Origin of the sequence: Burkholderia sp. DN3021 (assembly GCF_049805555.1) — a bacterium.
Lineage (GTDB): Bacteria > Pseudomonadota > Gammaproteobacteria > Burkholderiales > Burkholderiaceae > Burkholderia > Burkholderia pyrrocinia_C.
In genome coordinates, this window is the sequence record NZ_JBNCAB010000051.1 from 12,656 (window position 1) to 37,878 (window position 25,223).

Here is a 25,223-nt window from a genome sequence, read left to right on the forward strand (position 1 = left end):
CGATAACCGGAACGCGACGTCGACGCGTCGCGGCAAGCGCTGCATAGCCGATGCCCGCGGTCACCGAAATCGACGACCGTCCTTCCGTCGCCCGACCAACCCGCGTGGCGGCTTCCCCGCTTACCGCAACGTCGCGCGCAGCGTCTGCAGATGCTCGACGGTCGCCGTCACGCCGCCGCAGACGATCACGGCGATGTCCGATGCCGACGTCAGCACCGGCACCGGCCGTTCGAGCGCGGCCAGCGCGGCGCCGCACGCGGGCTCGACGACGATCCGGTGTTCGTCCAGGAACCGCAGCGACGCGGCCACCGCGTCCGCATCGGACACGACGACGGGATGGATCTCGTGCCGCGTCGCCCATTCGACCGCCGCATCGCACGGCCGCTTCGCGCCGAGCGTCGTCGCGATGCTCGCGATCGCCGGCAATTCGACCGGACGCCCCTGCGCGACCGAGCGCGCATAGCAGTCGGCGCCTTCCGTTTCGGCCGCGACGACCGGCACGTCGTGCCAGCCGTTACGCGCCAGCCCTTCCAGCACGCCGCACAGCAGCCCGCCGCCGCCGACCGCGAGCACGACCGCGTCGGGCTTCGGGCCGACGGCCGCCATCTCGTCGATCATCGTCGCGTGGCCCTGCCACAGCACGCGGTCGTCGAACGGATGCACGAACGCGTCGTGCTCGCCGAGCGCCGACTGCGCGAACGCGTTCGCCTCGGCCCAGCTCGCACCGTGCACGACCAGCTCCGCCCCCTCGACGCGAATCAGCTCGCGCGCGCGGGCCGACGCGCTTTCCGGCACGACGACCAGCACCGGCACGCCGAGTTCGCGCCCGCAATACGCAACCGCGATACCCGCGTTGCCGCCCGACGACGACACGAACCGCCGCGCGCCGGCCGCGTGCCGCGCTTCGCAGACGGCGCCGATGCCGCGCAGCTTGAACGAGCCCGACGGCTGCAGCGCATCGAGCTTCAGCCGGATGGTCCTGCCGAGCCGGCGGGATGCGATTTGCGAGCGGATATAAGGGGTCGGGATATGAAGCGGCATGGGGCGGGACACGATCGGAACGGAGGGAACGCACGCGACTCGCGAACGAGTGCGGCAACGACGGTCATCGTACGGCACGCACACCATGCTTTCCAATACCATCGAATGGCATTTGCTATGCTTCACAGGCATATCAACGAACCGGAACGGGCTTCGCATGCGCCAGATCGAACTGCGTCACCTGCGTTACTTCGTGGCCGTCGCGCAAGCCGGCAGCGTGATGGCCGGCGCCCGCGCGGCCGGCATCGTCCAGCCCGCGCTGTCGCGGCAGATCCGCGAACTCGAGGACGCGATCGGCACGCCGCTGCTGATCCGCCGCACCACCGGCGTCACGCTCACCGCGGCCGGCGCGAGCTTCCTGCGGGATGCGACCGGCCTGCTCGCGACGCTGCAGGACAGCCGCGAACGCGCGCTGCGCAGCGCGGCCGGCCAGCTCGGCGAACTGCGGCTCGGCGCGCTGCCGAACTGCCTGCCGCTGCCCGTCGTCGCGAACGTGCTCAAGGCGTTTCGCGACGCGTGCCCGGACGTGAAGCTGTCGATCGCGCCGATGCTGTCGGCCGAACAGGCGAGCGCGCTGGTGCGCGGCCAGCTCGATGGCGGGATCATGGCGTGGCGTCGCGACGAGGCGCCGCACCTGTCCGGCGTGCGGCTGCTGAGCGACCGTTTCGTGCTCGCGATGCCCGCGCCGCCCGGCGGACGCTTCAACACGCCGCGCACGCTGGCCGACGTCGCGAACGAGCCGTTCGTCTGGTTCGACGCACAGCGCTCCGCCGCGCACCACCGGTTCCTGATGGCGCAGTGCCGGCAGGCCGGCTTCACGCCGCGCATCGCGCAGGTCGGCAGCGACATCCCGACGCTGATCGGCCTCGTCGCGGCCGGAATGGGCTGTGCGTTCGTGCCGGAAAGCGCGTCGCCGACCTGCCCGCGCACGGTTCGGCTCGTCGCGCTCGACGAACTAGCGAGCCGTTTCGATATCGAGTTCGTGTTCGACGGCGCGGCGGCGGTACCGTCGCCCGTCGTCGCACGGTTTCTCGCGGCCGTGCGCGAGGCGGCCGGCGCACCGGATTGACCCGGTACCGGATACCGGTCAGGCGCGGCAAGCGCTCGAGCGATGCGATTCGCGCCGCCGGCCAGCAAACGGATTCCACCCTCCGTCAAATCGACGTTCAGCCGTTGCAACGCGCTAAACAGCGGCATCGCGCCCGCGAAAAATCTTTTTAAACGATGACGACGGACATCCCTGCGCCCGTATTTTTAAATTGACACCAAAAACGGCCGTTTAACGCCATTTCGAATTGTCATGTGCCGAAATATACTTCGCGCGCATCCACCCCTCGTGCCAAAGAGAGGATGCGTTTCCGCCCCGGTCACGGCCCCCTGTGACCGGGGCTTTTTTGCCTGTGCGCCGTGCCGGCAAAGGGTTTTTGGGCCGCGACGCGATGCCCGCGCCGGGTTGCAGCCAACGCATGAACGCCCCGTTCGATCTCCCCGGGCACACGCCGCTGCGCAGTCGCCGGCCGGCTCCCGGATCGCCGCGCGGAACGTGCGTCGATCCGCCGCGAACCACCGCCGGATCACGATCCCCCAACCGGATGCCGCGCCCTTCTCGTTACGACAATCTTTCGAAAACAGACTCCTCCGTTCGCACGCCCCGCCGGATCGCCGCCCGCGGGCCTCGCGCGCACGCGGGACGCGCTCCGCATTGTTGACATGGAATCAAGATAATTTCGTCCGCATGCGGCTTTTTCCGCAAAAGTAATGCAGGCACACTTCGCGCTATCGTCAACGGCCCGTGCCGTTGTCCCTCGATTACAGGAGCCCACCGCGTGAACACCACGACTTCCTCTCCTTCCCGCCCGGGCGGCAGCGCCGCGCTGCCGCTGCTGGCGCTCGCCGCCGGCGCGTTCGGCATCGGCACGACCGAGTTCTCGCCGATGGGCCTGCTGCCCGTGATCGCAGACGGCGTGCACGTGTCGATCCCGCAGGCCGGCATGCTGATCAGCGCCTATGCGATCGGCGTGATGGTCGGCGCCCCGCTGATGACGCTGCTGCTCGCGCGCTGGTCGCGCCGCTCGGCACTGATCGCGCTGATGTCGATCTTCACGATCGGCAACCTGCTGTCGGCGCTCGCGCCGGGCTACACGACGCTGCTGCTCGCCCGCCTCGTGACCAGCCTCAACCACGGCGCGTTCTTCGGGCTCGGCTCGGTGGTCGCGGCCAGCCTCGTGCCGCGCGACAAGCAGGCCAGCGCGGTCGCGACGATGTTCATGGGTCTCACGATCGCGAACGTCGGCGGCGTGCCGGCCGCGACCTGGCTCGGCCAGATCATCGGCTGGCGCATGTCGTTCGCGGCGACCGCGAGCCTCGGCCTGATCGCGATCGCCGGCCTGTTCGCCGCGCTGCCGAAGGGCGAAGCCGGCAAGATGCCCGACCTGCGCGCCGAACTGTCGGTGCTGACGCGCCCGGTCGTGCTCGGTGCGCTCGGGACGACGGTGCTCGGCGCCGGTGCGATGTTCACGCTTTACACGTATGTCGCGCCGACGCTCGAACACCTGACCGGCGCGACGCCCGGCTTCGTGACCGCGATGCTCGTGCTGATCGGCGTCGGCTTCTCGATCGGCAACATCGCGGGCGGCCGCCTGGCCGACCGCTCGCTCGACGGCACGCTGGTCGGTTTCCTGCTGCTGCTGATCGCGACGATGGCCGCGTTCCCGCTGCTCGCGAGCACGCATGCCGGCGCCGCCGTCACGCTGCTCGTGTGGGGTATCGCGACGTTCGCGGTCGTGCCGCCGCTGCAGATGCGCGTGATGCGTGCGGCTCACGAGGCACCTGGCCTCGCGTCGGCCGTCAACATCGGCGCGTTCAACCTCGGCAACGCGGTCGGCGCGGCAGCCGGCGGCGCGGCAATCTCGGCCGGCTTCGGCTATGCGGCCGTGCCCCTCGTCGGCGGGCTGATCGCTGCGGCCGGACTCGCGCTCGTCATGCTGCAGATGGCGCAGCGTCGCCACGCACCGGCCACCGCGAATTCGTAATCGCGATGCGTCCCGCGCCGGCGGCGCACGCAATCCGGCGCTGCTGCGTCAGCGCGCGCCGGCGAACCCGCCGAAGAACGCGCGCGCGTTCGCGTCGAGGCTGTCGAGGTGATAACCGCCCTCCTGCACGATCACCGTCGGCAGGCCGAGCGCGCCGACCGCGCCGCCGAGCCGCCCGAAACCGTCGGTCGTGACGGCGACCTGCGATTGCGGATCGTCCTTGTAGATGTCGAAGCCGAGCGCGAGCACGAGCGCATCGGGCTGGAACCGCGCGAGCGCGCGCAGCGCGTCGTCGAGCCGCTCGAAGAACACCGACTCCGGCGCGCCGTGCGGCATCGGCAGGTTGAGGTTGAAGCCGTCGCCCGCCCCCACGCCCGTCTCTTCCTCGTAGCCGGCGACGACCGGATAGAAGTTGGTCGGATCGCCATGAATCGATACGTACAACACGTCGTCGCGACCGTAGAAGATCTCCTGCACGCCCTGCCCGTGATGCATGTCGGTGTCGAGGATCGCGACCCGGCGATGGCGGCCGAGCAGCAATTGTGCGGCAATCGCCGCATTGTTCAAGTAGCAGAAGCCGCCGGCCGCGTCGCGACGCGCATGATGGCCGGGCGGCCGGCACAGCGCGTAGGCCTCGCGCACGCCGTCGTTGACGTCGGCCGCGGCCGCGAGCGCACCCTGCGCGGACCAGTACGCGGCACGCCACGTGTTCGCGCCGACCGGGCAGCTGCCGTCGGCGAGGTAGCGCGCGGCTTTCGCGAGTATGCCGCGCAGCGGGTTCGGATCGCGCACGAACACGTTCGACATCACTTCGTCGCCCCAGTCGTCGGGCATCTGCTTCCAGTCGCGGTGCGCGTCCTCGAGAAAGCGCAGGTAGTTCATGTCGTGCACGGCCGCGATCGGCGCGGTGCCGCGGTCGGCCGGCTCGCGCACGTCGAAGTCGAGCAACCGCACGGCCGTGACGAGCCGCGCCGCGCGCTCGGGCACTTCCTGCGGTTCGCGCATCTGCCCGCGCGACAGGTAGCTGCGCGGATGGTGCAGCAGTTGTTCGGGATGGAAATAGGTTTTCATCGTTCGTCCTCGTCGGTTCGCCGCGTCATGCATCGTGCGCGGTGGTCGCCGCTTCGGCGCGCGCGGCGACGCCGGCGCGCGCCAGCACCGCATGGAGCAGCACGTTCGCGCCGCGCGTCACGTCGTCGGGCAATGCATCCTCGGCTTCGTTGTGCGACAGGCCGTCGACGCACGGGATGAACACCATCGCGGTCGGAAAGCGGCGCGCGAGCAGGATCGCGTCGTGACCGGCGCCGCTGACGATCCGCTCGTTCGTGTAGCCGAACGCGGCCGCCGCGTGCGCGACCAGTTCGACGCAGTCGCGATCGAACGGCGTCGCCGGGCTGCGCCAGCAGGTATCGATCGCGACCTGCACGCCGCGCGCGGCGGCGACGCGCATGCACGCATCGCGCAGGTCGCGCTCCATCGCATCGACTTCGGCATCGTCGTGATGGCGCAGGTCGACCGTGAACGTCACGTCGCCGGCAATGGTGTTGCGCGACGCGTTGCGGATGCCGACCTGCCCGATCGTCGCGAGCCCGCGCGGCGCGTAGCCGGCGACGATCCGTTCGAGTTCGAGCGCGATCTGCGCGCTCGCGAAATATGCGTCCTTGCGATACGGCATCGGCGTCGTGCCCGCGTGCGCGGCGATGCCCGTTACCGTCACGTCGAGCCAGCGGATCGCCTGCCCGCCCGTGACGATGCCGATCGTCGTGCCGTTCGCCTCGAGCACGGGCCCCTGCTCGATATGCGCTTCGAAATACGCATCGACGGCGCCACCCGTCGCGCGCGTACCGCGATAGCCGCATGCGTCGAGTGCCGCGCCGAGCGTGACGCCGTCGGCGTCCTGCTTCGCCAGTGCGTCGGCGAGCGGCAACGCGCCCGTGAACACGGCCGACCCGAGCATCGCCGGCGCGAAGCGCGCGCCTTCCTCGTTGGTCCACGACACGATTTCCAGCGGCTTGTCGGTCGCGATGCCGGCATCGTTCAGCGTGCGCACGAGTTCGAGCGCGGCAAGCACGCCGTACACGCCGTCGAATCGGCCGCCTTCGGGCTGCGTATCGAGATGGCTGCCGATCAGCACCGGCGCGGCCTGCGCATCGGTGCCGTCGCGCCGTGCAAACAGGTTGCCGGCTGCGTCGACGCTCACCGTCATCCCCGCGTCGCGGCACCATTGCGCGAACAGGTCGCGCCCGCGGCGGTCGTCGTCGGTGAGCGCGAGGCGCCGCACGCCGCCGCGCGGCGTCGCGCCGACGCACGCCATGTCGGCCAGGCTCTGCCACAGACGTGCGCCGTCGATTTCCAACAGGTCTTTCATGTGCACTCCGGATGAATTCGTTCTTGCAGGTTCAATGCGAGCCGAGCGCTTCGGCGGCGGCCGGCTGCGCGGCCCGGCGCGCATCGAGCGCGACGATGCAGAGCAGCGAGATGCCGGCGAGACATGAGTAGAACACCGCGAGCGGCCACCACTGACCCGTGAAGCGATGCGCGAGCCACGTGCCGACGAGCGGCGTCAGGCCGCCCGCGAGCGCGCCGCAGATTTGATAAGCGAGCGAGATCGCCGAATAGCGCACATGCGCGGGAAACACGTCGCTGACGAAACCCGCGATCACCGAATAGAAACCGGCCATGCATACGACCGCGAGCGCGATGCCCGCGACGAGCGACGCGGACGTGCCGCCCTGCACGAGCATGAACATCGGATACGGCGACAGCATCGCGAGCAGCGCCGCGAGCTTCAGGAAGCGCGCGCCGCCGATCCGCTCGGCGATCCATGCGGCGATCGGCTGCGCGACGAACTGGATGATCGCGACCGCGAACAGGCTGTCGAGGATCAGCGAGCGCGATACGCCGACGTACTGCGTCGTGTACGCGATCATGAACGTGTTCGTGAAATAGACGCCCGCGATCCCGATCGTGTTCGCGCCGATGCACAGGGCCACGAGCCCCGACGCGGAACGGAACACTTCGGCGACCGGCAGCTTCACCGTGCGGTTCGCTTCCTTCACGCGTGCGAATTCCGGCGACTCGTTCACGCCGAGCCGGATCAGGATGCCGACCACGAGCAGCACCGCGCTCGCGAGAAACGGCAGGCGCCAGCCCCATGCGAGGAAGTCGGCCTTGTCCATCGACGTGACCGCGCGGAACGCGATCAGCGACAGGATCAGCCCGGCCGGGCTGCCGAGCTGCGCGAACGACGCGAAGAACGTGCGGCGCCCCTGCGGCGCATGCTCGCCCGCCATCAGCACCGCGCCGCCCCATTCGCCGCCGACCGCGATCCCCTGCACGACGCGCAGCACGACGAGCAGCACGACGAGCAGCACGACGAGCAGCACCGGCGCGAGCATGCCGACCTTCGAATAGTCGGGCAACAAGCCGACGCAGACGGTCGCCACGCCCATCATCATCAGCGTCGTCATCAGCGCCTTCTTGCGGCCGATACGGTCGCCGAGATGGCCGAAGATGACACCGCCGAGCGGCCGCGCGAAGAAGCCGACCGCGAACGTCGCGAACGACGCCATCGTGCTGACGAACGGGTCGTGCGACGGGAAATAGAGTTCGCCGAACACGAGCGCGGCGGCGGTCGCGTAGATGTAGAAGTCGTACCACTCGATCATCGTGCCGATGAACGCGGCCGTCGCGGCGCGTCCCGGCTGGCGGGCGGAAGGAAGGGACTGGGTCATGCGGGCTCCTGATGCGCGCCGCGTTGCGGGCGACACGCAATATCGTGGTGACGGCCGTCTGTCGCGGCCTCGCGCCGCACGCTGCGGCACCCCTCCTTTATCGGCGACCGCAAATCATTAGTCAAATTTCAAGTTATTATTCGCCGTATAAATTTAACTAATGTTCACCCCGACGCCTCGCCCGGAGACCCGATGCGCCCCGACCTCGCCCCGTTCCTGAACGACCGTCTCGACTGGAACCTGCTGCGCACCTACCTGGTGATCATGCAGGAGCGCAGCGTGAGCCGCGCGGCCGCGCGCCTGCATGTGACGCAGCCGGCCGTGAGCCAGGCATTGCGGCGGCTCGAGGACGCGCTCGAGCGCCGGCTGATCGAGCGGCGCGGCGCGCACTTCGCGCCGACGCCGGCCGGCGAAGCCGTGTACCGGATCGCGAGCGACATTTACGGCGGCATCTCGCGCCTCGAAACGGAAATCGACGACAGCACGGCCGACCTGACCGGTTCGATCCGGCTGCTGACGGTGAGCCGCATCGAATCGCCCGTCTACGACGAATTCCTCGCGGACTTCCATCGCGCGTATCCGCGCATCGACCTGCAGATCGAAGTGATGCGCTCGTCGGACATCCTGTCGTCGCTGCTGCAGAAGACGGCCACGGCCGGGCTCGGCCTGTGCCGCACGCCGCACGACAAGCTGGAGATGCGCTGCTTCCTGCGCCAGCGTTATGCGATCTACTGCGGCCGCCATCACCGGCTGTTCGGGCAGACGCAACTGCGGATGGACGATCTGCTCGCGGAGAATTTCGTGTCGTTCACGAGCGACCAGATCGGCGACAGCCTGTCGCCGCTCACCGTGTTCCGCGACCAGAAGGGTTTCACGGGACGCATCGTCGCGTCGTCGCCGAGCCTCGATGAAGTGCGGCGGCTGATCTTCGCGGGCTACGGGATCGGCTGCCTGCCCGAGCACATCGTGCGCGACGATATCGCGCAGCAGCGGCTGTGGCGGCTGCCGCCCGACGACGGGCTCGTCGATGTCGACGTGTTCCTGCTGTGGCATCGCGACCGCAAGATGAACGCGGCCGAGCACGCGTTTCTCGACGCGATGGAGCGCTGCATGCAGCGCTATTCGCTCGCGGAGCGGCTGGGGAAGTAACGGCGCGAACGCGCCCGGGGAAAGCGCCGGGCGCACACGGCCCGGCGCGTCGACGACGTCAGAAGCGATGCACGATGCCGAGCTGCACGCCGCGCGCATTCGCGCCCGGATACGCGAGCGGCAGGCCGGGGTTCGCCGCGCCCGCGAGCGTGTAGCCAGCCTGGTTCCGGTTGCGCAGGTATGACAGTGCGCCGTAGAAGCTCGTGCGCTTCGACAGGTCGTACTCGTACATCAGCCCGAGCTGGTCCGCGTCGTTGCCCTGCGACGACTGGTCGTGCAGATACGCGTAACCGAGCGCGACATAGTTGGCCGGGCTGAACTGGTACTTGACCGACAGCCCGTACACGCGCGAATCGATTCCGAGGTCGGCCCACTTCACCGCGGAGAAACCACCGTAGACCGTCGCCTTGCCGATCGCATACGACGCGCCGGCCATGATCGTGCGATCGGTCGTGGTCGCCGTCGCGTTCTTCAGCCACTGGCCCGCGACGAACGCCGCGAACGGCCCGTGTTCGTAGGTCAGGTCGAACTGCTGGCTGGAGCCTGCCGAGCGCGCGCCGCCCGCATCGCCGAACCCGAAATACAGCCCGCCCTGGAAGCCGGCGATCTCCGGGCTCCGGTACGACAGCGTATTGCTCGTGCGGAACGCGAACACGGTCAGGTTGTCCATGCCCGACGCCTGCGTGACGCCGCCGAACGCATCCTGCCCGCCCTGGTCGTTGAACAGCGGCGAATTCTGCCGGCCCGCGCGCACCTTGCCCCACTGCCCCGCGATGCCGACCCACGCCTGACGGTTGAACATGCTGCCCGAACTCGCCAGCGAGCCGTCGTTCGGGTTGAAGCCGTTTTCCAGCGCGAACTCGATTTTCTGCCCGCCGCCGATATCCTCACCGCCCTTCAGCCCGAACCGGCTGCCCCACTGGCCGCCGGAGCCGATCGCCGCCGTATAGCCGTTGCCGGTATTCACGTACTGCGCGAATTCGTCGATCACGCCGTACAGCGTGACGCCGTCCTGCGCGAACGCGGCTCCCGAGCCGCCAAGACACGCGGCTGCGACCGTCATCCGAAGAACGGCATGCGGCGGCCGTACCGGGGAAGCGTTCCCGCGGCATTTCATTTGCTTAGTCATACTATTTTATTGAACGAGAATGAAACGATGCCGGGCGCGGCGGTAGCGCCGCACCGTCATCGCGGGAAAGGGAATGTGCAGGAGAGCCCGGCGCAGGGAACGCCCGGCTCGACGCGACGCTCAGGCCAGTTGCCGGCCGGCCCGATGCGCGAGACGCGTCGTCAGTGGTGAACTTCGCCGCGTTCGAGCGGCAGGATCAGGCGTTCGGGGATGCTGCGTTGCGACGCGCGCGCGCCGATGTAATACAGCACGGCCGGCACGATCAGGCCGAGGATCCACGAGATGTCGGTGCCGCCGAGCGCGTCGACGAGCGGCCCCGTGTAGATGTGCGTCGACATGAACGGCAACTGCACGAGGATGCCGACCACGTAGATCGTGATCGCCATCGCGTTCCAGCGGCCGTAGCGGCCATCCGGATCGGACAGCGCCGGCACGTCGTAGCGCGAGCGCGTGAAGCAGTAGTAGTCGACCAGGTTGATCGCGCTCCACGGCGTGAAGAACGCGAGCAGGAACAGGATGAACGCGGTGAATTCCTTCAGGAACGAATGGCGGCCCGCGAGCGCGATCAGCGTCGACACGCAGATCATCCCGAAGATGTACACGAGGCGGCTCTTCGACGACACGGCACCCTTGCCGCGAAAGCCGCTGACGATCGTCGCCATCGACATGAAGCTGCCGTACGCGTTGAGCGCCGTCACCGTCACCTTGCCGAACGCGATGCTGAAGTACAGCAGTGCGGCCACGGCGCCCGTCGAGCCGAGGCCGACGATATACGCCACTTCATGGTGCGCGAACTGGCTGCCGGCCAGCGCGGCCGCGAACACGCCGAACACCATCGCCGCCTGCGCGCCGATCACCGAGCCCAGGCCGACCGCGAGAAACGTCGCGACCGACGACGTCGAGCGCGGCAGGTAGCGCGAATAGTCGGCGACGTACGGGCCGAACGCGATCTGCCACGACGCCGACAGCGACATCGACAGCAGGAAGCTCGCGAGCGAGAAATGCCTGTTCGCGAGCAGCGCGCCGACGTCGTGGTTCGCGAACAGCTGCGAGAACATGTAGACGAACGCGACGATGCCGACCACGCTCGCGATCCGTCCGACGAAGTGGATCGCGCGATAACCGAACACGGTCAGCACGACGATCACGGCCGCGAACAGCAGGATGCCGGCCGCGTCGTCGACATGCAGCAGCTGCGCGACGGCCTGCCCGGCCAGCACCGAGCCGCTGGCGGAAAAGCCGATATACATCAGGCATACGAGCACGATCGGGATCATCGCGCCGTACACGCCGAACTGCACGCGGCTCGAGATCATCTGCGGCAGCCCGAGCTGCGGCCCTTGCGCGCCGTGCAGCGCCATCACGGCGCCGCCGACGAGCTGGCCGAGCAGCAGCGCGACCAGCGACCAGAACACGTCGCCGCCGAGCACGACGGCGAGCGCACCCGTGACGATGGCCGTGATCTGCATGTTGGCCGACAGCCACAGCGTGAACTGGCTCAGCAGCCCGCCGTGGCGCTCGGTGTCGGGAATGAAGTCGATCGAGCGAACCTCGATCAGGCCGCCGGCTTTTCCACTGGGATTCGTTGACACGGGGAAATCTCCACAATACTCAGGACCGCAAATGGTTTGAAAAGACAGGAATCTGCGAGCCGCCCTTTCGGCTCTTCGGGTGCGGGGCGCCGTGGATCGCCGGCATGCGCCACGCACGCACGGTTTGCACGCTGGCGCGCAAGCGGCACGACGTGTGCCGACATTGCCAGCGGATGATCTTGTATATACAACTTGCGAGATATCGGTGATTACCCGATATCCGTCTATTTTCGAAATTGTTCGAACGATCGGGACGTGTCCGACCGGTTTTTCGTAAGTTTTGAGTTTGAAGAATGAAAGGCTTCGCGCTTGCGCGCGAGGCCTGTTTGCATGGCGAAGCAGTTTTGAGAACGCGCGATGTGTCGGGCGTCGGCCGATGCGCACATCACGCATTCGGCTCGCGCACGCCCTACCCGGTCTGAAGCGTCAGGATTTCGTCGCCGGCGTCATCGAGCTTGCCGGTCGAATTCCAGCTCGCGACACCGAGGAACCGCGACGGCAGCGAAGCGCTGGATGCATTCACCGCAGCGCTCGCCGAACAGTTCGGCGGGCTCGACGGTTTCGCGGGCAAATAGCCGACGCGTGCCGCGCGGCGGTGCCCGCGGCTCACCGCCCGTTCGGGTTCAGACGAGCCGATCCGATGCGACGACCTGCACACCCGGCCGCGCATCGATCGCGACGTCGACCAGCGCGCGCGCAATCCGCGACGCGGGATTCACGCGCCACTTCGCAGGCAACACGGGGCGGGCGACGTTCAACGCGAACGCCAGCAGCCGCTCGCCGAGCCTGAACTCGTCGCGGCTGCCGCCGATCAGGCCCGGCCGCACATAAGTGAGCGACGCGAACCCGACGCCGGCCAGCGCGTGTTCGACCTCGCCCTTGACGCGGTTGTAGAAGATGCGCGACGCGGAATCCGCGCCAAGTGCCGAGTTCAGCACGTAGGCCGGCGTGCCGTGCCGGTGCGCGAGCCGCGCGACCGCGAGCGGATAGTCGTGATCGACGCGCCGGAATGCGGCCGGCGAGCCGGCGGCCCGCATCGTGGTGCCGAGCGTGCAGATCACGGCATCGGCCTGCCACCAGTCGGCCTCGTCGGGCAGATGATCGAAATCGACCTCCAGCGCGCGCATCTTCGGATGCGGCGACAACGGCCGGCGCGCGAGGACGACCACCTGATCGACCCGCGCATCGGCAAGCGCGACTTCGAGGACGTGGCGCCCGACGAGCCCGGTCGCGCCGACGAGCAGCAGTTTCATGTCCGGTTCTTCCGTGTGGAGCCTGCGTTGGCGGGCCGGGAGCGGCCCGGTTTCCGGCTATCGACATGATGGTCGGTCAACCCTGCGCCGGCAACCTTCCCGCATCTCTAGAAATTACAGACCGCGCTCGCTGCATATCTCGAATCGGCCGCGTCATGCTGCCGGCTTCGGGCCACTCCATGCATCAAGTCTTCGCGTTTTATCGTGAAGTGAAGGCGCGACGCGTCGAACCCCGCGCGGGCGCAGCCGTTTCGGATCGGCTTCGGTGCAGACACCGGCGCAGTAACCTGAAAGCCGCCGATGCGCACATTGCGCACCGGCGCCTCCGTTTCAGAACGACGCGTCAAACATGCAACGCATGCCCCAGCGCACGCAATGCCGCCTCCTGCAGCGCTTCGCCCAGCGTTGGATGCGCATGGATCGTGCCGCCGATGTCTTCCAGCCGCGCGCCCATCTCCAGCGACTGCGAGAACGCCGCAGCCAGCTCCGACACCCCGCGCCCGACGGCCTGCCAGCCGACGATCAGGTGGTTGTCGCGCCGCGCGACGACGCGAACGAAACCTTCGGTTGCCTGCAGCGTCATCGCGCGCCCGTTCGCCGCGAACGGAAACGACGCGCTCAGACAATCGACGCCGGTCGCGCGGGCGTCGTCCGGCGACCAGCCGGCCGTCACGATCTCGGGATCCGTGAAGCACACGGCCGGGATCGATGCCGGCATGAACTTGCGGCGCCGGCCGGCGATCAGCTCGGCGACCACCTCACCCTGCGCCATCGCGCGATGCGCGAGCATCGGCTCGCCGGCGACGTCGCCGATCGCCCACACGTTGCGCATTGACGTCCGGCATTCGTCGTCGATCCACAGCGCCCGGCCGTTGCGATCGAGCGGCAGCGCCTCGAGCCCGAAGCCGTCGACGCGCGGCCGGCGGCCGACCGCGACCAGCACGCGATCGGCCGGCAGCGTCCGTTCGGCGCCGTCGGCCGCCTGCACGCGCACCGCGCCGTGCTCCGCGAGCCCGAGCACCTTGTGGCCGAGCCACAGCCCGACACCGAGCCGCGCGAGCGAATCGGCAACCGGCCTCGCGAGTTCGGCATCGTACGCAGGCAATACGCGCTCCGCCGCTTCGACGACGCTCACGTCGACCCCGAGCTTGCGATAGACGATCCCGAGTTCGAGCCCGATATACCCGGCCCCGACGACGACCAGCCGCTTCGGCAACGTCGTGGGCGACAGCGCCTCGGTGGACGACACGACATGCCCGCCGAACGGCATCGACGGCAGTTCGACCGGTTCGGAACCGGTCGCGAGCAACAGGTGCTCGCAACCGATCCGCGCCGTGTGGCCGCCGGCGACGACGTCGACAGTCTTGCCGTCGATCACGTGCGCGTCGCCGTGCAGCACGCGCACGCCGTTCTTCTTGAGCAGCGCGTCGACGCCGCGCGTCAGCCGGTCGACGATGCCGTCCTTCCACGCGACGCTTTGCGCGATATCGATCTCGGGCGTGCGCACGCGGATCCCGAGCGCCCCTTCGCCGGCCTGGCCGCAGGCCTGTTCGAATGCGTCGGCCACGTGGATCAGCGCCTTCGACGGAATGCAGCCGATGTTCAGGCAGGTGCCGCCGAGCCGGTCGCGCTCGACCAGCACGGTCGGAATGCCGAGCTGGCCGGCGCGGATCGCGGCGACGTAGCCCCCCGGGCCGCCGCCGATCACGAGCAGCGTGGTGTGTTCGTTTTTCATCGGCCTCACTCCACGAACAGCAGTGCCGGGCGTTCGAGCACCCCGCGCACGGCCTGGATGAATTCGGCCGCGTCCGCGCCGTCGACGACGCGATGGTCGAACGACGACGACAGGTTCATCATCTTGCGCGCGACGACCGCGCCGTCGCGGATCATCGGCCGCTCGACGATCCGGTTCACGCCGACGATGCCGACTTCGGGATGATTGATGACCGGCGTCGACACGATGCCGCCGAGCGCGCCGAGGCTCGAGATCGTGATCGTCGAGCCGCTCAACTCGTCGCGCTGCGCGCGGTTCGCGCGCACCGCATCGGCGAGCCGCGCGATTTCGGCGGAGATCGACCACACGTCACGCGCTTCCGCATGACGCAGCACGGGCACCGTGAGGCCCGCATCCGTCTGCGTCGCGACACCCATGTGCACCGCGCCGTAGCGCGTGACGACGCCCGCTTCGTCGTCGAAGCGCGCGTTGATCTGCGGGAAGTCGCGCAGCGCGATCACCATCGCGCGGATCAGCAGCGGCAGCGGCGTGAGCCGGCCGCGCGTATCGCCGTAGCGGCGGTTCAGGTCCGCGCGCAACGATTCGAGCTCGGTGACGTCGATTTCCTCGACGTAGCTGAAGTGCGGAATGCGGCGCTTCGCTTCCTGCATCTTGCGCGCGATCGCACGCCGCAGGCCGATCACCGGCACTTCGGTTTCGTCGTTGCGTTCTTCGTAGCCGTGCGCTTGCGACGCGCGCGCCGTGCCGCTGCCAGTCTTCGCATACGCATCGAGGTCCGTGTGCAGGATCCGCCCTGCTTCACCCGTGCCGCGCACATAGCGCAACTCGATGCCCATGTCCCATGCGCGCTGACGCACGGCCGGCGACGCGAGCGGCCGTTCGCCCGGCGCGAGCGCCGCGCGCGGCTGCGCAGCAGGTTCGGCACGTTCCGCACGACGCGGCTCCGCGGGGGCGCGATTCGCCGCACGACCCGGCACCGCAGTGGCCGCAGGCGCTGCCGCCGGCACGTCGGCCACCGGCACGTCGGCCACGGGCACCGACCTTGCCGCCGCTGCCGCTGTCGTTTGAACCGGCGCCGCTTCCGCCTTCGCCTTCGCATCCCGCACCGGCGCACCCTGCTTCAGGTTGCCGTCGCCTTCGACCTCGAGGCGAATCAGCTCGCTGCCGACCGCCATCATCTCGCCGATCCGGCCGCCGAGTTCCAGCACCTTGCCCGACACCGGCGACGGAATCTCGACCGCCGCCTTGTCGGTCATCACGTCGGCGAGCGGCTGGTCTTCCGCGATCGTCTGTCCGACTTCCACATGCCAGGCCACCAGCTCGACCTCGGCGATCCCTTCGCCGATGTCCGGCATCTTGATGACATGAATCCCCATTTCACGCCTCCATCACGCGTCGCAACGCTTCGCCGACCCGGGCCGGGCCCGGAAAGTACGCCCATTCCTGCGCATGCGGATACGGCGTGTCCCAGCCCGTCGTGCGCTCGACCGGCGCCTCGAGGTGGTAGAAGCAATGTTCCTGAACCAGCGACACCAGTTCCGCGCCGTAGCCGCAGGTGCGCGTCGCCTCGTGCACCACGACGCAGCGCCCGGTCTTGCGCACCGACGCGACGACCGTGTCGAGGTCGAGCGGCCACAGCGTGCGCAGGTCGATCACCTCCGCGTCGATGCCCGTCTCCTCGGCCGCGGCGAGCGACACGTGCACCGTCGTGCCGTACGTCAGCACCGTCACGTCGTTGCCGGGCCGCACCACGGCGGCCGTATCGAGCGGCACCGTGTAGTAGCCCTCGGGCACGGCGCTCGCCGGATGCTTGAGCCACGACGTGACGGGCCGTTCGTGATGGCCGTCGAACGGCCCGTTGTACAGCCGTTTCGGCTCGAGGAAGATCACCGGGTCGTCGTTCTCGATCGACGCGATCAGCAGCCCTTTCGCGTCGTACGGATTCGACGGCATCACTGTGCGCAGCCCGCACACCTGCGTGAACATCGCCTCCGGGCTCTGGCTGTGCGTCTGGCCGCCGTAGATGCCGCCGCCGCACGGCATCCGGATCGTCATCGGCGCGGTGAACTGGCCGGCCGAGCGATAGCGCAGCCGCGCGCCTTCCGACACGATCTGGTCGGATGCCGGGTAGAAATAGTCGGCGAACTGGATCTCGCACACCGGGCGCAGCCCGTATGCGCCCATCCCCACCGCCACGCCGACGATCCCGCCTTCCGAGATCGGCGCATCGAACACGCGCGACTTGCCGTATTTGTTCTGCAGTCCTTCGGTACAGCGGAACACGCCGCCGAAATAACCGACGTCCTGCCCGAACACGACCACGTCGCCGTCGCGCCCGAGCATCACGTCCATCGCGGAGCGCAGCGCCTGGATCATCGTCATCGGCTGCGTCGCCGTGCCTGTCTCGAGTTGCGCCATGGTCATGCTCCCAGTTCCTGGCGCTGACGGCGCAGATGCGCGGGCAGCTCCTTGTATACGTCGTCGAACATCGAGGCCGGCGACGGAATCCGGTCGTCGGCCAGCGACCCGTATTGCTCCGCTTCCTTCTGCGCGGCGATCACCTCGGCCTCGAGCTCGGCCGTCAGCGCGTCCTGCGCGCTGTCCGACCAGATGCCCTTGACGATCAGGTGGCGCTTGAAGCGGGCGATCGGATCGCCGAGCGGGAAATGGGACCAGTCGTCGCTCGGCCGGTACTTGGTCGGATCGTCCGATGTCGAATGCGCACCGGCGCGGTAGGTCACCCACTCGATCAGCGTCGGGCCGAGATTGCGGCGCGCGCGTTCGGCCGCCCAGCTCGACGCCGCGTAGATCGCGAGGAAGTCGTTGCCGTCGACGCGCAGCGACGCGATCCCGCAGCCGACGCCGCGCCCCGCGAACGTCGTGCCTTCGCCGCCCGCGATCGCCTGGAACGTCGAGATCGCCCACTGGTTGTTGACGACGTTCAGCACGACCGGCGCGCGGTACACGTGCGCGAACGTGAGCGCGGTGTGGAAGTCGGCTTCGGCCGTCGCGCCGTCGCCGATCCACGCGGACGCGATCTTCGTGTCGCCCTTGATCGCCGACGCCATCCCCCAGCCGACCGCCTGGATGAACTGCGTCGCGAGATTGCCGGAAATCGAGAAAAAGCCCGCGTCGCGATCCGAGTACATCACGGGGAGCTGGCGCCCTTTCAGCGGGTCGCCTTCGTTCGACATCAGTTGGCAGATCATCCGCTCGAGCGGCACGTCGCGCGCGATCAGGATGCTCTGCTGCCGGTAGGTGGGAAAGCACATGTCGCCGTCGCGCAGCGCCATCGCGTGCGCGGTGCCGATCGCCTCCTCGCCGAGGCTCACCATGTAGAACGAGATTTTCTTCTGGCGCTGCGCGATCATCATGCGCGCGTCGAAAATGCGGGTCTTGAGCATCGCGCGCAGCCCGGCGATCAGGCGCGCATCGTCGAGGTCCGGCACCCACGGGCCGAGGGCGTTGCCGTGGTCGTCGAGCACGCGCACGAGGCTGCGGGCGAGATTGGCGGTGTCCGCCGGGGCAACGTCGATCGGCGGGCGGCGGACCGCACCGGCCGGCGATAGATGCAGATAGGAAAAATCCGTCTTGCAGCCCGGGCGCCCGGTGGGCTCCGGCACATGCAGACGCAATGGCTCTGACAGGCTCATCGTGTCGTCTCCACGCTCGATTGTGTCTCACGCTGATAGGCGCGCGCGGCCGGTTGCCGACCTGCGCGCGGGCTGGCGCGCGGGTAAGCACGCCAACCTTGGAAATCTATGCAATGCCGCGCCGGCCGTCGATGACCAACCCGCTCGATCGCGGTGAGCATATTTGCCATGATAGGCGCGGGACGGCGGAATGTTATGCCCGTCGCGGCTGGCGGTCGCGCGCGCTTGTGTCAGTTGCGTGGTCATCGCATCCGACGCGATGCCGCAAAAACAAAAAACCCGCGAGCGTTCGATCTCTCGCGGGTTTTCGGGCCTTCATGGAATCGCGTGGAAGCGATCGTGGTGCCGGGGACCGGACTTGAACCGGCAAGCCTGTTAAGGCGGCGGATTTTCGTCACACTGCTTCTTTCGAAGCCGGCGTCGCGAGCGCGATGCCGTTCGTGCGCTGGACTATGCCTTCGCCGTCGCGCGCGGGCGTAACCGCTGCCCGTGCGCCTTAGGCGCCCCCCGTCTAGTCTCTACACCTTCCTCGCGGGTGCCGCGAGGCTTGGCTCGGCGTTGCCTCGATGCGCGCATCAGGGGTTTCGCCGAATTTGAAGGGTTCTGCACCGACCGTTTCCGGCCGGGCACTCAATCGTTTAAGTCCGCTATGTTTACCAATTTCATCACCCCGGCAAGAGGGCGGACGCGATTCTACCATTGCTTGCGCATACGTTCCCTTATTCGGGCGACATGCGTTGGGACGCGTCGTACGTGCGCGCGCCATCGCCGCTCGACGCACCATCGCATCGCACGCATTCGTCCAGTGTAATCAGCGCCGATACGACACTGCCCGCGATTTCGTCCCGCGCCGCAACATCCGCCGATACAATCGAGTCCGCCTTGTCCGACGGTCACAAACTGTCTGACGTTTGTATCGCGCCTGTTGCGAAACAAGCGTCGCGTACGTCATCGCGAAGTCACAAACGTTTTCGATAATCCCCCTGCCGAAAACGTTTACATCGCGCTACTTCATGACCTCGACCATCAAGGACGTTGCTGCCCTCGCGGGCTTCTCGATCGCCACCGTCTCGCGCGCGATCAACGCACCGCATACCGTCAGCCCCGCCACGCTGCAGACAATCCGCACCGCGATCGACACGCTGCAGTTCCGCCCGAGCCCGCTCGGCCGGCAACTGCGCGGCGAACGCACGCGGCTCGTCGGCGTCGTCGTGCCGACGCTGTCGAACCCGGTGTTCGCCGATTGCCTGCAAGGCATCGACGAGCTCGCGACGGCGGCCGGCTTCAAGCTGATCCTGATGACGACCGAGTACGACGCGGCGCGCGAGCGTCACGCAATCGAGACGCTGCGCGAGCAGCGCGTCGAAGGGCTGATCCTCACCGTCGCCGACGCGGACACGCACCCGCTGCTCGACATGCTCGATCGCGACGGCCCGCATTACGTGCTGATGCACAACGACACGCAGCGCCGCCCGTCGGTGTCGGTCGACAACCGCAGCGCCGCCTATGACGGCGTGCGGCTGCTGACCGCGCGCGGTCACCGCCGCGTGCTGATGCTGGCCGGTTCGCTCGCCGCGTCGGATCGCGCGCGCCAGCGCCATCTCGGTTATGCGCAGGCACTCGAGGAAAGCGGCGTCGCCACGCTGCCGCCGGTCGAAGTCGACTTCAACGCGCCCGAGCTGCCCGACGCGGTGCTCGCGCATCTGACCTCGCGCGCCACGCGTCCGACCGCCCTCTTCTGCAGCAACGACCTGCTCGCGATGGTCGTAATGCGCGGCCTGCGCCGCGCGGGCTTCTCGATCCCGGACGATCTGTCGGTGCTCGGCTTCGACGGGATCGCGATCGGCGAACTGCTCGCGCCGCCGCTCGCGAGCGTCGCGACGCCGAACCGCGACATCGGCCGCCACGCATGGCGGCGTCTCGTCGAATGCATCGGCGGCGCGACGATCGAACGCACGTCGCTGATCCTGCCGCACGCGGTACGCGACGGCGCGACGGTCGCGCCGCCTGCCACCGACCTGCAATTGCGCAAGGCCTGAACGCACCGGCGTGCCACCGCGCACGCCGACCACCACACCACCCCAGCGCCACACACTCGCCCGGAGACCCACCGTGTCCTTTCGCCTGACCTCGCTGCTGCGCGCGCTCGCCGCGCCGCTCGCCTGCGCCGCGCTCGTCGCCGGCGCACCCGCCGCCCACGCCGACGAAACGGCGATCTGCTACAACTGCCCGCCCGAATGGGCCGACTGGGCCGCGCAGATCGCGGCGATCAAGCAGAAGACCGGCATTCGCGTGCCGTTCGACAACAAGAACTCGGGCCAGTCGATCGCGCAGCTGATCGCCGAACAGAAGAGCCCGGTCGCCGACGTCGTCTACCTCGGCGTGTCGTCGGCATTCCAGGCGAAGGACAAAGGCGTGATCGCGCCGTACAAGCCCGCACACTGGAACGACATTCCCGCGAACCTGAAGGATCCGCAAGGCTACTGGTTCGCGATCCACTCGGGCACGCTCGGCTTCTTCGTGAACAAGGACGCGCTCGACGGCAAGCCGGTGCCGCGCTCGTGGGCCGATCTGCTGAAGCCCGAATACAAGGGCATGGTCGGTTATCTCGATCCGTCCAGCGCATTCGTCGGCTACGCGGGCGCGGTGGCCGTCAACCAGGCGCTCGGCGGCAGCGTCGACAACTTCAAGCCGGCGCTCGACTGGTTTCGCAAGCTGAAGGCGAACGCGCCGATCGTGCCGAAGCAGACCGCGTATGCGCGCGTGTTGTCCGGCGAGATTCCGATCCTGCTCGACTACGACTTCGACGCATATCGCGCGAAATACAAGGACAACGCGAACGTCGAGTTCGTGATTCCGAAGGAAGGCACGATCGCGGTGCCGTATGTGATGAGCCTCGTGAAGGGCGCGCCGCACGACGCGAACGGCAGGAAGGTGCTCGACTTCGTGCTGTCGGACGAAGGCCAGAAGCTGTGGGCCAACGCGTACCTGCGCCCGGTGCGCGCGCAGGCGCTCGGCGCCGATGTCGCCGCGAAGTTCCTGCCGGCGAGCGAGTACGCACGTGCGAAGCCGGTCGACTTCGGCAAGATGGCGGCCGGTCAGCAGGCGTTCGGCCAGCAGTACCTGCAGGTGATGCAGTAAACGGCAGGACGCAACCGATGCTCGATCTGACTTTCCCGCTGCGCTGGCGCGTCGCGCTCGTCGCGCCGGCACTCGCGATGTTCGCCGCGTTCTGGCTGCTGCCGATGGCGGCGCTCGTGCAGGTGTCCGCCGACGGCGCGTTCTTCTCGCAGTACGCGGCGCTGCTCGGCAATGCACGCTACATGAAGAGCCTCGGCGAGACCGTCGCGCTGTCCGCGGGCGTCACGCTCGCGACGCTCGCGCTGTCGACGATCTCCGGCCTGCTGCTCGCGCGCCGCGAATTCGCCGGCAAGCGCGTGCTGCTCGCGCTGCTCACGTTCCCGCTCGCGTTCCCGGGCGTCGTCGTCGGCTTCATGGTGATCATGCTCGCCGGGCGCCAGGGGCTGATCGGCATGCTGTCCGCGAAGCTCACGGGCGACAAGTGGGTGTTTGCGTATTCGGTCGCGGGCCTGTTCGTCGGCTACCTGTACTTCTCGATTCCGCGCGTGATCGTCACCGTGATCGCGGCCGCGTCGAAGCTCGATGCGTCGCTCGAGGAAGCCGCGCGCTCGCTCGGCGCGTCGCCGTGGCGCATCTTCGTCGACATCGTGCTGCCCGCGCTCGCGCCGGGCCTGATCGCGGCCGGCGCGATCTGCTTCGCGACCGCGATGGGTGCATTCGGTACCGCGTTCACGCTGGCCACCGACCTGAACGTGCTGCCGATGACGATCTATACCGAGTTCACGCTGAACGCGAACATCGCGACGGCGGCCGGCCTGTCGATCGTGCTCGGCATCGTCACCTGGGCCGTGCTCGCGCTCGCGCGCCGCTTCACCGGCCATACCGCCGCCGCCGCGGCCTGAGGATTCCTGCATGCAATCGCTTTCCGGCTCTTCCGCGCCGTCGCCGGCGCCGACGCCCGCTTCCGCGCAGGCGAACGGTGTTGCGCGGCGCGCACCGCGCGTCACGGGCGCGCGTGCGATCGCCGCGCTGCAATGGGGTGTCACGCTGCTGCTGTGCGCGTTCCTGATCGTGCCCGTCGTGATGTCGGTGCTCGCGGGGCTGACCGTCAACTATTTCCGCGGACTGTCGAGCGGCCTCACGCTGCGCTGGCTCGAACAGGTGTGGCAGCAGTATCACGGCTCGGTCGCGCTGTCTCTATACGTCGCGTTCGCGACGCTCGCGATCGTGCTCGCGGTCGGCGTGCCGGCCGGCTATGCGCTCGCGCGCAGCAAGAGCCGCGTCGCGCGTGCGATCGAGGAGGCGCTCGTGCTGCCGGTCGCGCTGCCGGGCCTCGCGTCGGCGCTCGCGCTGCTGGTCGTGTACGGCGGCTTCACCGCGTTCCGGATGAGCCTGTGGTTCATCGTCGTCGGCCACGTCGTGTTCACGCTGCCGTTCATGGTGCGCGCGGTCGCGGCCGTCGCGGCAGGCGCCGACCTGCGCACGCTCGAGGAAGGCGCGGCCAGCCTCGGTGCGTCGTTCGTCACGCGCTTCGTCACGATCGTGCTGCCGAACCTGCGCCCCGGCATCGTCGCGGGCGCGCTCGCGGTGCTCACGCTGTCGATCGGCGAATTCAACCTCACGTGGATGCTGCATACGCCCGACACCAAGACGCTGCCCGTCGGGCTCGCCGATACCTATGCGTCGCTGCGCCTCGAAGTCGGCAGCGCATACACGATCCTGTTCCTGCTGATGACGCTGCCGCTCCTCGTCGCGATGCAATGGCTCGGCGTCGATCCGTCCGGCACGCGTGCACTCAAGCGCCGCCCGCGCTGACCCGCTGACCCGCCGACCTTTTCGCTGACATGAAACTCGATTCCACTCCCATCACCCTGACCGGCTGCGCGAAGACGTTCCGCGGCACGCGCGTGCTCGAACCGCTCGACCTGTCGATCGGCGCGGGCGAAACGCTCGTGCTGCTCGGGCCGTCCGGCTGCGGCAAGACGACGACGCTGCGCCTGATCGCGGGCCTCGACACGCCGGACGCCGGCGGCACGATCGCGTTCGGCAACGACGACGTGACCGCACTGCCGATCGAGCGCCGGCAGGTCGGCATGGTGTTCCAGAACTACGCGCTGTTTCCGAACCTGACGGTGCGCGGCAACGTCGGCTACGGGCTCAAGATCCGCAAGACCGAACCGCGCGCGCTGCGCGAGCGCGTCGACGAACTGCTCGCGATGATGCGGCTCGACGCGCATGCGGACAAGCCGATCGATCAGCTCTCGGGCGGCCAGCGCCAGCGCGTCGCGCTGGCGCGCGCGCTCGCGGTGCGGCCGCGCGTGCTGCTGCTCGACGAACCGCTGACGGCACTCGACGCGAAACTGCGCGACGTGCTGCGTCGCGAGATGAATGCGCTGCTGCGCGAGCTCGGCGTGACGACGGTCTACGTGACGCACGACCAGGCCGAAGCGATGGAGCTCGGCGACCGGATCGTCGTGATGGGCGCAGGTCGCATCGAACAGATCGGCACGCCGCGCGACATCTACTACCGGCCGGCCAACCGCACGGTCGCGCAGTTCATCGGTACGCTGAACCGGCTTGGCGGACAATGGCGCGATGGCGCGCTCGTGACGACGGGCGGCGCGATCGTCACGCCGCATGCGTCCGACGAGTGGTTCTTCCGCCCCGAGGATGCGCAGCTCGCCGATCCCGCGCATGCGCCGTTGCGCGGCACGGTCGGTGCGTGCGCGTTTCTCGGCGAGCGCACGCGGCTCACGATCGAGCACGCGGCGCCCGACGCGCTCGTGATCGACGTGCCGGGCCGCATCGCGCTCGCGCACGGCACGGCGGTCGGCATTACGATTGCACCGGAAGGACTGATCGCGCTGGGCGCGTAATGCGCCTCGAATGCACCACGCATGCCCGCCCCACCGCGGCGCATGACGCCGCACCCACAATAACCAGACGATTCCGAGAACCGACGATGCTGCTAGCTCAAATCAGCGATCTCCACATCAAGCGGCCGGGCCAGCTCGCGTACCGGCGCGTCGACACGGCGGCCGCGCTCGCGCGCTGCATCGCGAGGCTGAACGCGCTCGTGCCGCGCCCCGACGCCGTGCTCGTCACCGGCGACCTGACCGATTTCGGCCACGACGACGAATACGCCAACCTGCGCGACCTGCTCGCGCCGCTCGAGATTCCGTACTACCTGATGATCGGCAATCACGACGACCGCGCCGGGCTGCGCCGCGCGTTCGCCGATCGCGCCGAACTGCAGGACGGCGAATTCGTGCAGTACGCGCTCGACGTCGGCGCGGTGCGCGTGCTCGCGCTCGATTCGCAGGTGCCGGGCGCGAGCCACGGCGACCTGTGCGACGCGCGGCTCGCATGGCTCGCCGCGCAGCTCGACGCCGCACGCGATCGCCCGGTGATCGTCGCGCTGCATCACCCGCCGTTCGTGTCGGGGATCGGCCATATGGACGCGCTGCGCCTCGCGCCCGCCGCCGCCGCGAAACTCGATGCGCTGCTGCGTGCTTATCCGAACGTCGAGCGCGTGCTGTGCGGCCACGTGCACCGCACGATGTTTACGCGTTTCGGCGGCACGCTCGCGTCGGCCGTGCCGGCGCCCGCGCACCAGGTCGCGTTCGACCTGCGGGCCGATGCGCCGTCCGCGTTCCGGCTCGAACCGCCGGCGTTCGCGGTGCATCGTTATGCGCCGGATACGGGAATGACGTCGCACCACGTGTATGTGGACGAAGGCGCCGGGCCTTACCCGTTCTATGAACCGACGGGGGAGCTGGTCGACTGAACGCGTGAAGAACGTGCGATGACGGGCGGCCGGTCAT

General features: G+C 68.5%; 20 protein-coding genes. 9 read left to right on the forward strand and 11 right to left on the reverse strand.

All coding sequences use genetic code 11. The annotated features are described in order from the left end of the window. Window positions 1-120: 120 nt before the first annotated feature. The gene (locus ACPUER_RS23360; protein WP_425132240.1) at window positions 121-1,041 is read right to left on the reverse strand and encodes a pyridoxal-phosphate dependent enzyme; all 921 of its coding nucleotides are present in this window, start codon (window positions 1,039-1,041) and stop codon (window positions 121-123) included. Between the two features lie 157 nt (window positions 1,042-1,198). Between ACPUER_RS23360 and ACPUER_RS23365 the strand changes: the two genes are divergently transcribed. Continuing rightward, complete coding sequence (locus tag ACPUER_RS23365) at window positions 1,199-2,110, forward strand: LysR family transcriptional regulator (protein WP_425132241.1); 912 nt, start codon at window positions 1,199-1,201, stop codon at window positions 2,108-2,110. 757 nt (window positions 2,111-2,867) lie between these two features. Then, on the forward strand, window positions 2,868-4,073 hold the full coding sequence (locus tag ACPUER_RS23370) for an MFS transporter (RefSeq protein WP_425132242.1): 1,206 nt from the start codon (window positions 2,868-2,870) through the stop codon (window positions 4,071-4,073). Window positions 4,074-4,121: 48 nt separating this feature from the next. On the opposite strand, the gene ACPUER_RS23375 is transcribed toward ACPUER_RS23370, so the two are convergent. Genes ACPUER_RS23375 through ACPUER_RS23385 form a run of 3 tightly spaced genes read right to left on the reverse strand, consistent with a single transcriptional unit; the run spans window position 4,122 to window position 7,807 of the window. Next, window positions 4,122-5,144, reverse strand: a complete 1,023-nt coding sequence (locus tag ACPUER_RS23375) for a histone deacetylase family protein (protein WP_425132243.1) — start codon at window positions 5,142-5,144, stop codon at window positions 4,122-4,124. Window positions 5,145-5,169: 25 nt separating this feature from the next. Further along, the gene (locus tag ACPUER_RS23380; RefSeq protein ID WP_425132244.1) at window positions 5,170-6,441 is read right to left on the reverse strand and encodes a Zn-dependent hydrolase; all 1,272 of its coding nucleotides are present in this window, start codon (window positions 6,439-6,441) and stop codon (window positions 5,170-5,172) included. A gap of 31 nt (window positions 6,442-6,472) precedes the next feature. Further along, a complete protein-coding gene (locus ACPUER_RS23385) occupies window positions 6,473-7,807 on the reverse strand; it encodes an MFS transporter (RefSeq protein ID WP_425132245.1) in 1,335 nt (444 codons plus the stop codon). A 192-nt stretch (window positions 7,808-7,999) separates the two neighbouring features. Between ACPUER_RS23385 and ACPUER_RS23390 the strand changes: the two genes are divergently transcribed. Next, window positions 8,000-8,956, forward strand: a complete 957-nt coding sequence (locus ACPUER_RS23390; protein WP_204426087.1) for a LysR family transcriptional regulator — start codon at window positions 8,000-8,002, stop codon at window positions 8,954-8,956. A 58-nt stretch (window positions 8,957-9,014) separates the two neighbouring features. Here ACPUER_RS23390 and ACPUER_RS23395 read toward each other — a convergent pair whose 3' ends face one another. The 7 genes from ACPUER_RS23395 to ACPUER_RS23425 form a co-directional block, all read right to left on the reverse strand. Beyond that, entirely contained in the window at window positions 9,015-10,073 is a 1,059-nt protein-coding gene (locus tag ACPUER_RS23395; protein ID WP_425132246.1) for a porin, read from the reverse strand. A gap of 173 nt (window positions 10,074-10,246) precedes the next feature. Further along, on the reverse strand, window positions 10,247-11,677 hold the full coding sequence (locus tag ACPUER_RS23400) for a purine-cytosine permease family protein (RefSeq protein ID WP_175962394.1): 1,431 nt from the start codon (window positions 11,675-11,677) through the stop codon (window positions 10,247-10,249). 623 nt (window positions 11,678-12,300) lie between these two features. Next, the gene (locus ACPUER_RS23405) at window positions 12,301-12,930 is read right to left on the reverse strand and encodes an NAD(P)H-binding protein (protein ID WP_425132247.1); all 630 of its coding nucleotides are present in this window, start codon (window positions 12,928-12,930) and stop codon (window positions 12,301-12,303) included. A gap of 343 nt (window positions 12,931-13,273) precedes the next feature. Further along, the gene (gene lpdA, locus ACPUER_RS23410) at window positions 13,274-14,665 is read right to left on the reverse strand and encodes a dihydrolipoyl dehydrogenase (protein WP_310135031.1); all 1,392 of its coding nucleotides are present in this window, start codon (window positions 14,663-14,665) and stop codon (window positions 13,274-13,276) included. 5 nt (window positions 14,666-14,670) lie between these two features. Then, entirely contained in the window at window positions 14,671-16,041 is a 1,371-nt protein-coding gene (locus ACPUER_RS23415) for a dihydrolipoamide acetyltransferase family protein (protein WP_425132248.1), read from the reverse strand. Between the two features lies 1 nt (window position 16,042). After that, complete coding sequence (locus tag ACPUER_RS23420) at window positions 16,043-17,089, reverse strand: alpha-ketoacid dehydrogenase subunit beta (protein ID WP_371286988.1); 1,047 nt, start codon at window positions 17,087-17,089, stop codon at window positions 16,043-16,045. Then, window positions 17,086-18,318: a 3-methyl-2-oxobutanoate dehydrogenase (2-methylpropanoyl-transferring) subunit alpha gene (locus ACPUER_RS23425; RefSeq protein ID WP_425132249.1), complete on the reverse strand. Its 1,233-nt coding sequence runs from the start codon at window positions 18,316-18,318 to the stop codon at window positions 17,086-17,088. The genes ACPUER_RS23420 and ACPUER_RS23425 overlap by 4 nt, the downstream gene beginning before the upstream one ends. A 1,013-nt stretch (window positions 18,319-19,331) precedes the next feature. On the opposite strand from ACPUER_RS23425, the gene ACPUER_RS23430 reads away from it, so the two are divergent. The 6 genes from ACPUER_RS23430 (at window position 19,332) to ACPUER_RS23455 (ending at window position 25,186) form a co-directional block, all read left to right on the forward strand. After that, window positions 19,332-20,357 carry a substrate-binding domain-containing protein gene (locus tag ACPUER_RS23430; protein ID WP_072435913.1) on the forward strand — a complete coding sequence of 342 codons (1,026 nt, stop codon included), beginning with the start codon at window positions 19,332-19,334 and terminating at the stop codon, window positions 20,355-20,357. 73 nt (window positions 20,358-20,430) lie between these two features. Continuing rightward, a complete protein-coding gene (locus ACPUER_RS23435; protein WP_310135040.1) occupies window positions 20,431-21,459 on the forward strand; it encodes an ABC transporter substrate-binding protein in 1,029 nt (342 codons plus the stop codon). 17 nt (window positions 21,460-21,476) lie between these two features. Continuing rightward, window positions 21,477-22,301 carry an ABC transporter permease gene (locus ACPUER_RS23440; RefSeq protein ID WP_072435915.1) on the forward strand — a complete coding sequence of 275 codons (825 nt, stop codon included), beginning with the start codon at window positions 21,477-21,479 and terminating at the stop codon, window positions 22,299-22,301. Window positions 22,302-22,311: 10 nt separating this feature from the next. Further along, window positions 22,312-23,214: an ABC transporter permease gene (locus ACPUER_RS23445; RefSeq protein ID WP_425132250.1), complete on the forward strand. Its 903-nt coding sequence runs from the start codon at window positions 22,312-22,314 to the stop codon at window positions 23,212-23,214. Between the two features lie 29 nt (window positions 23,215-23,243). Then, the gene (locus ACPUER_RS23450) at window positions 23,244-24,275 is read left to right on the forward strand and encodes an ABC transporter ATP-binding protein (RefSeq protein ID WP_204426079.1); all 1,032 of its coding nucleotides are present in this window, start codon (window positions 23,244-23,246) and stop codon (window positions 24,273-24,275) included. A gap of 86 nt (window positions 24,276-24,361) precedes the next feature. After that, on the forward strand, window positions 24,362-25,186 hold the full coding sequence (locus ACPUER_RS23455; RefSeq protein WP_175962385.1) for a phosphodiesterase: 825 nt from the start codon (window positions 24,362-24,364) through the stop codon (window positions 25,184-25,186). Window positions 25,187-25,223 lie beyond the last annotated feature (37 nt).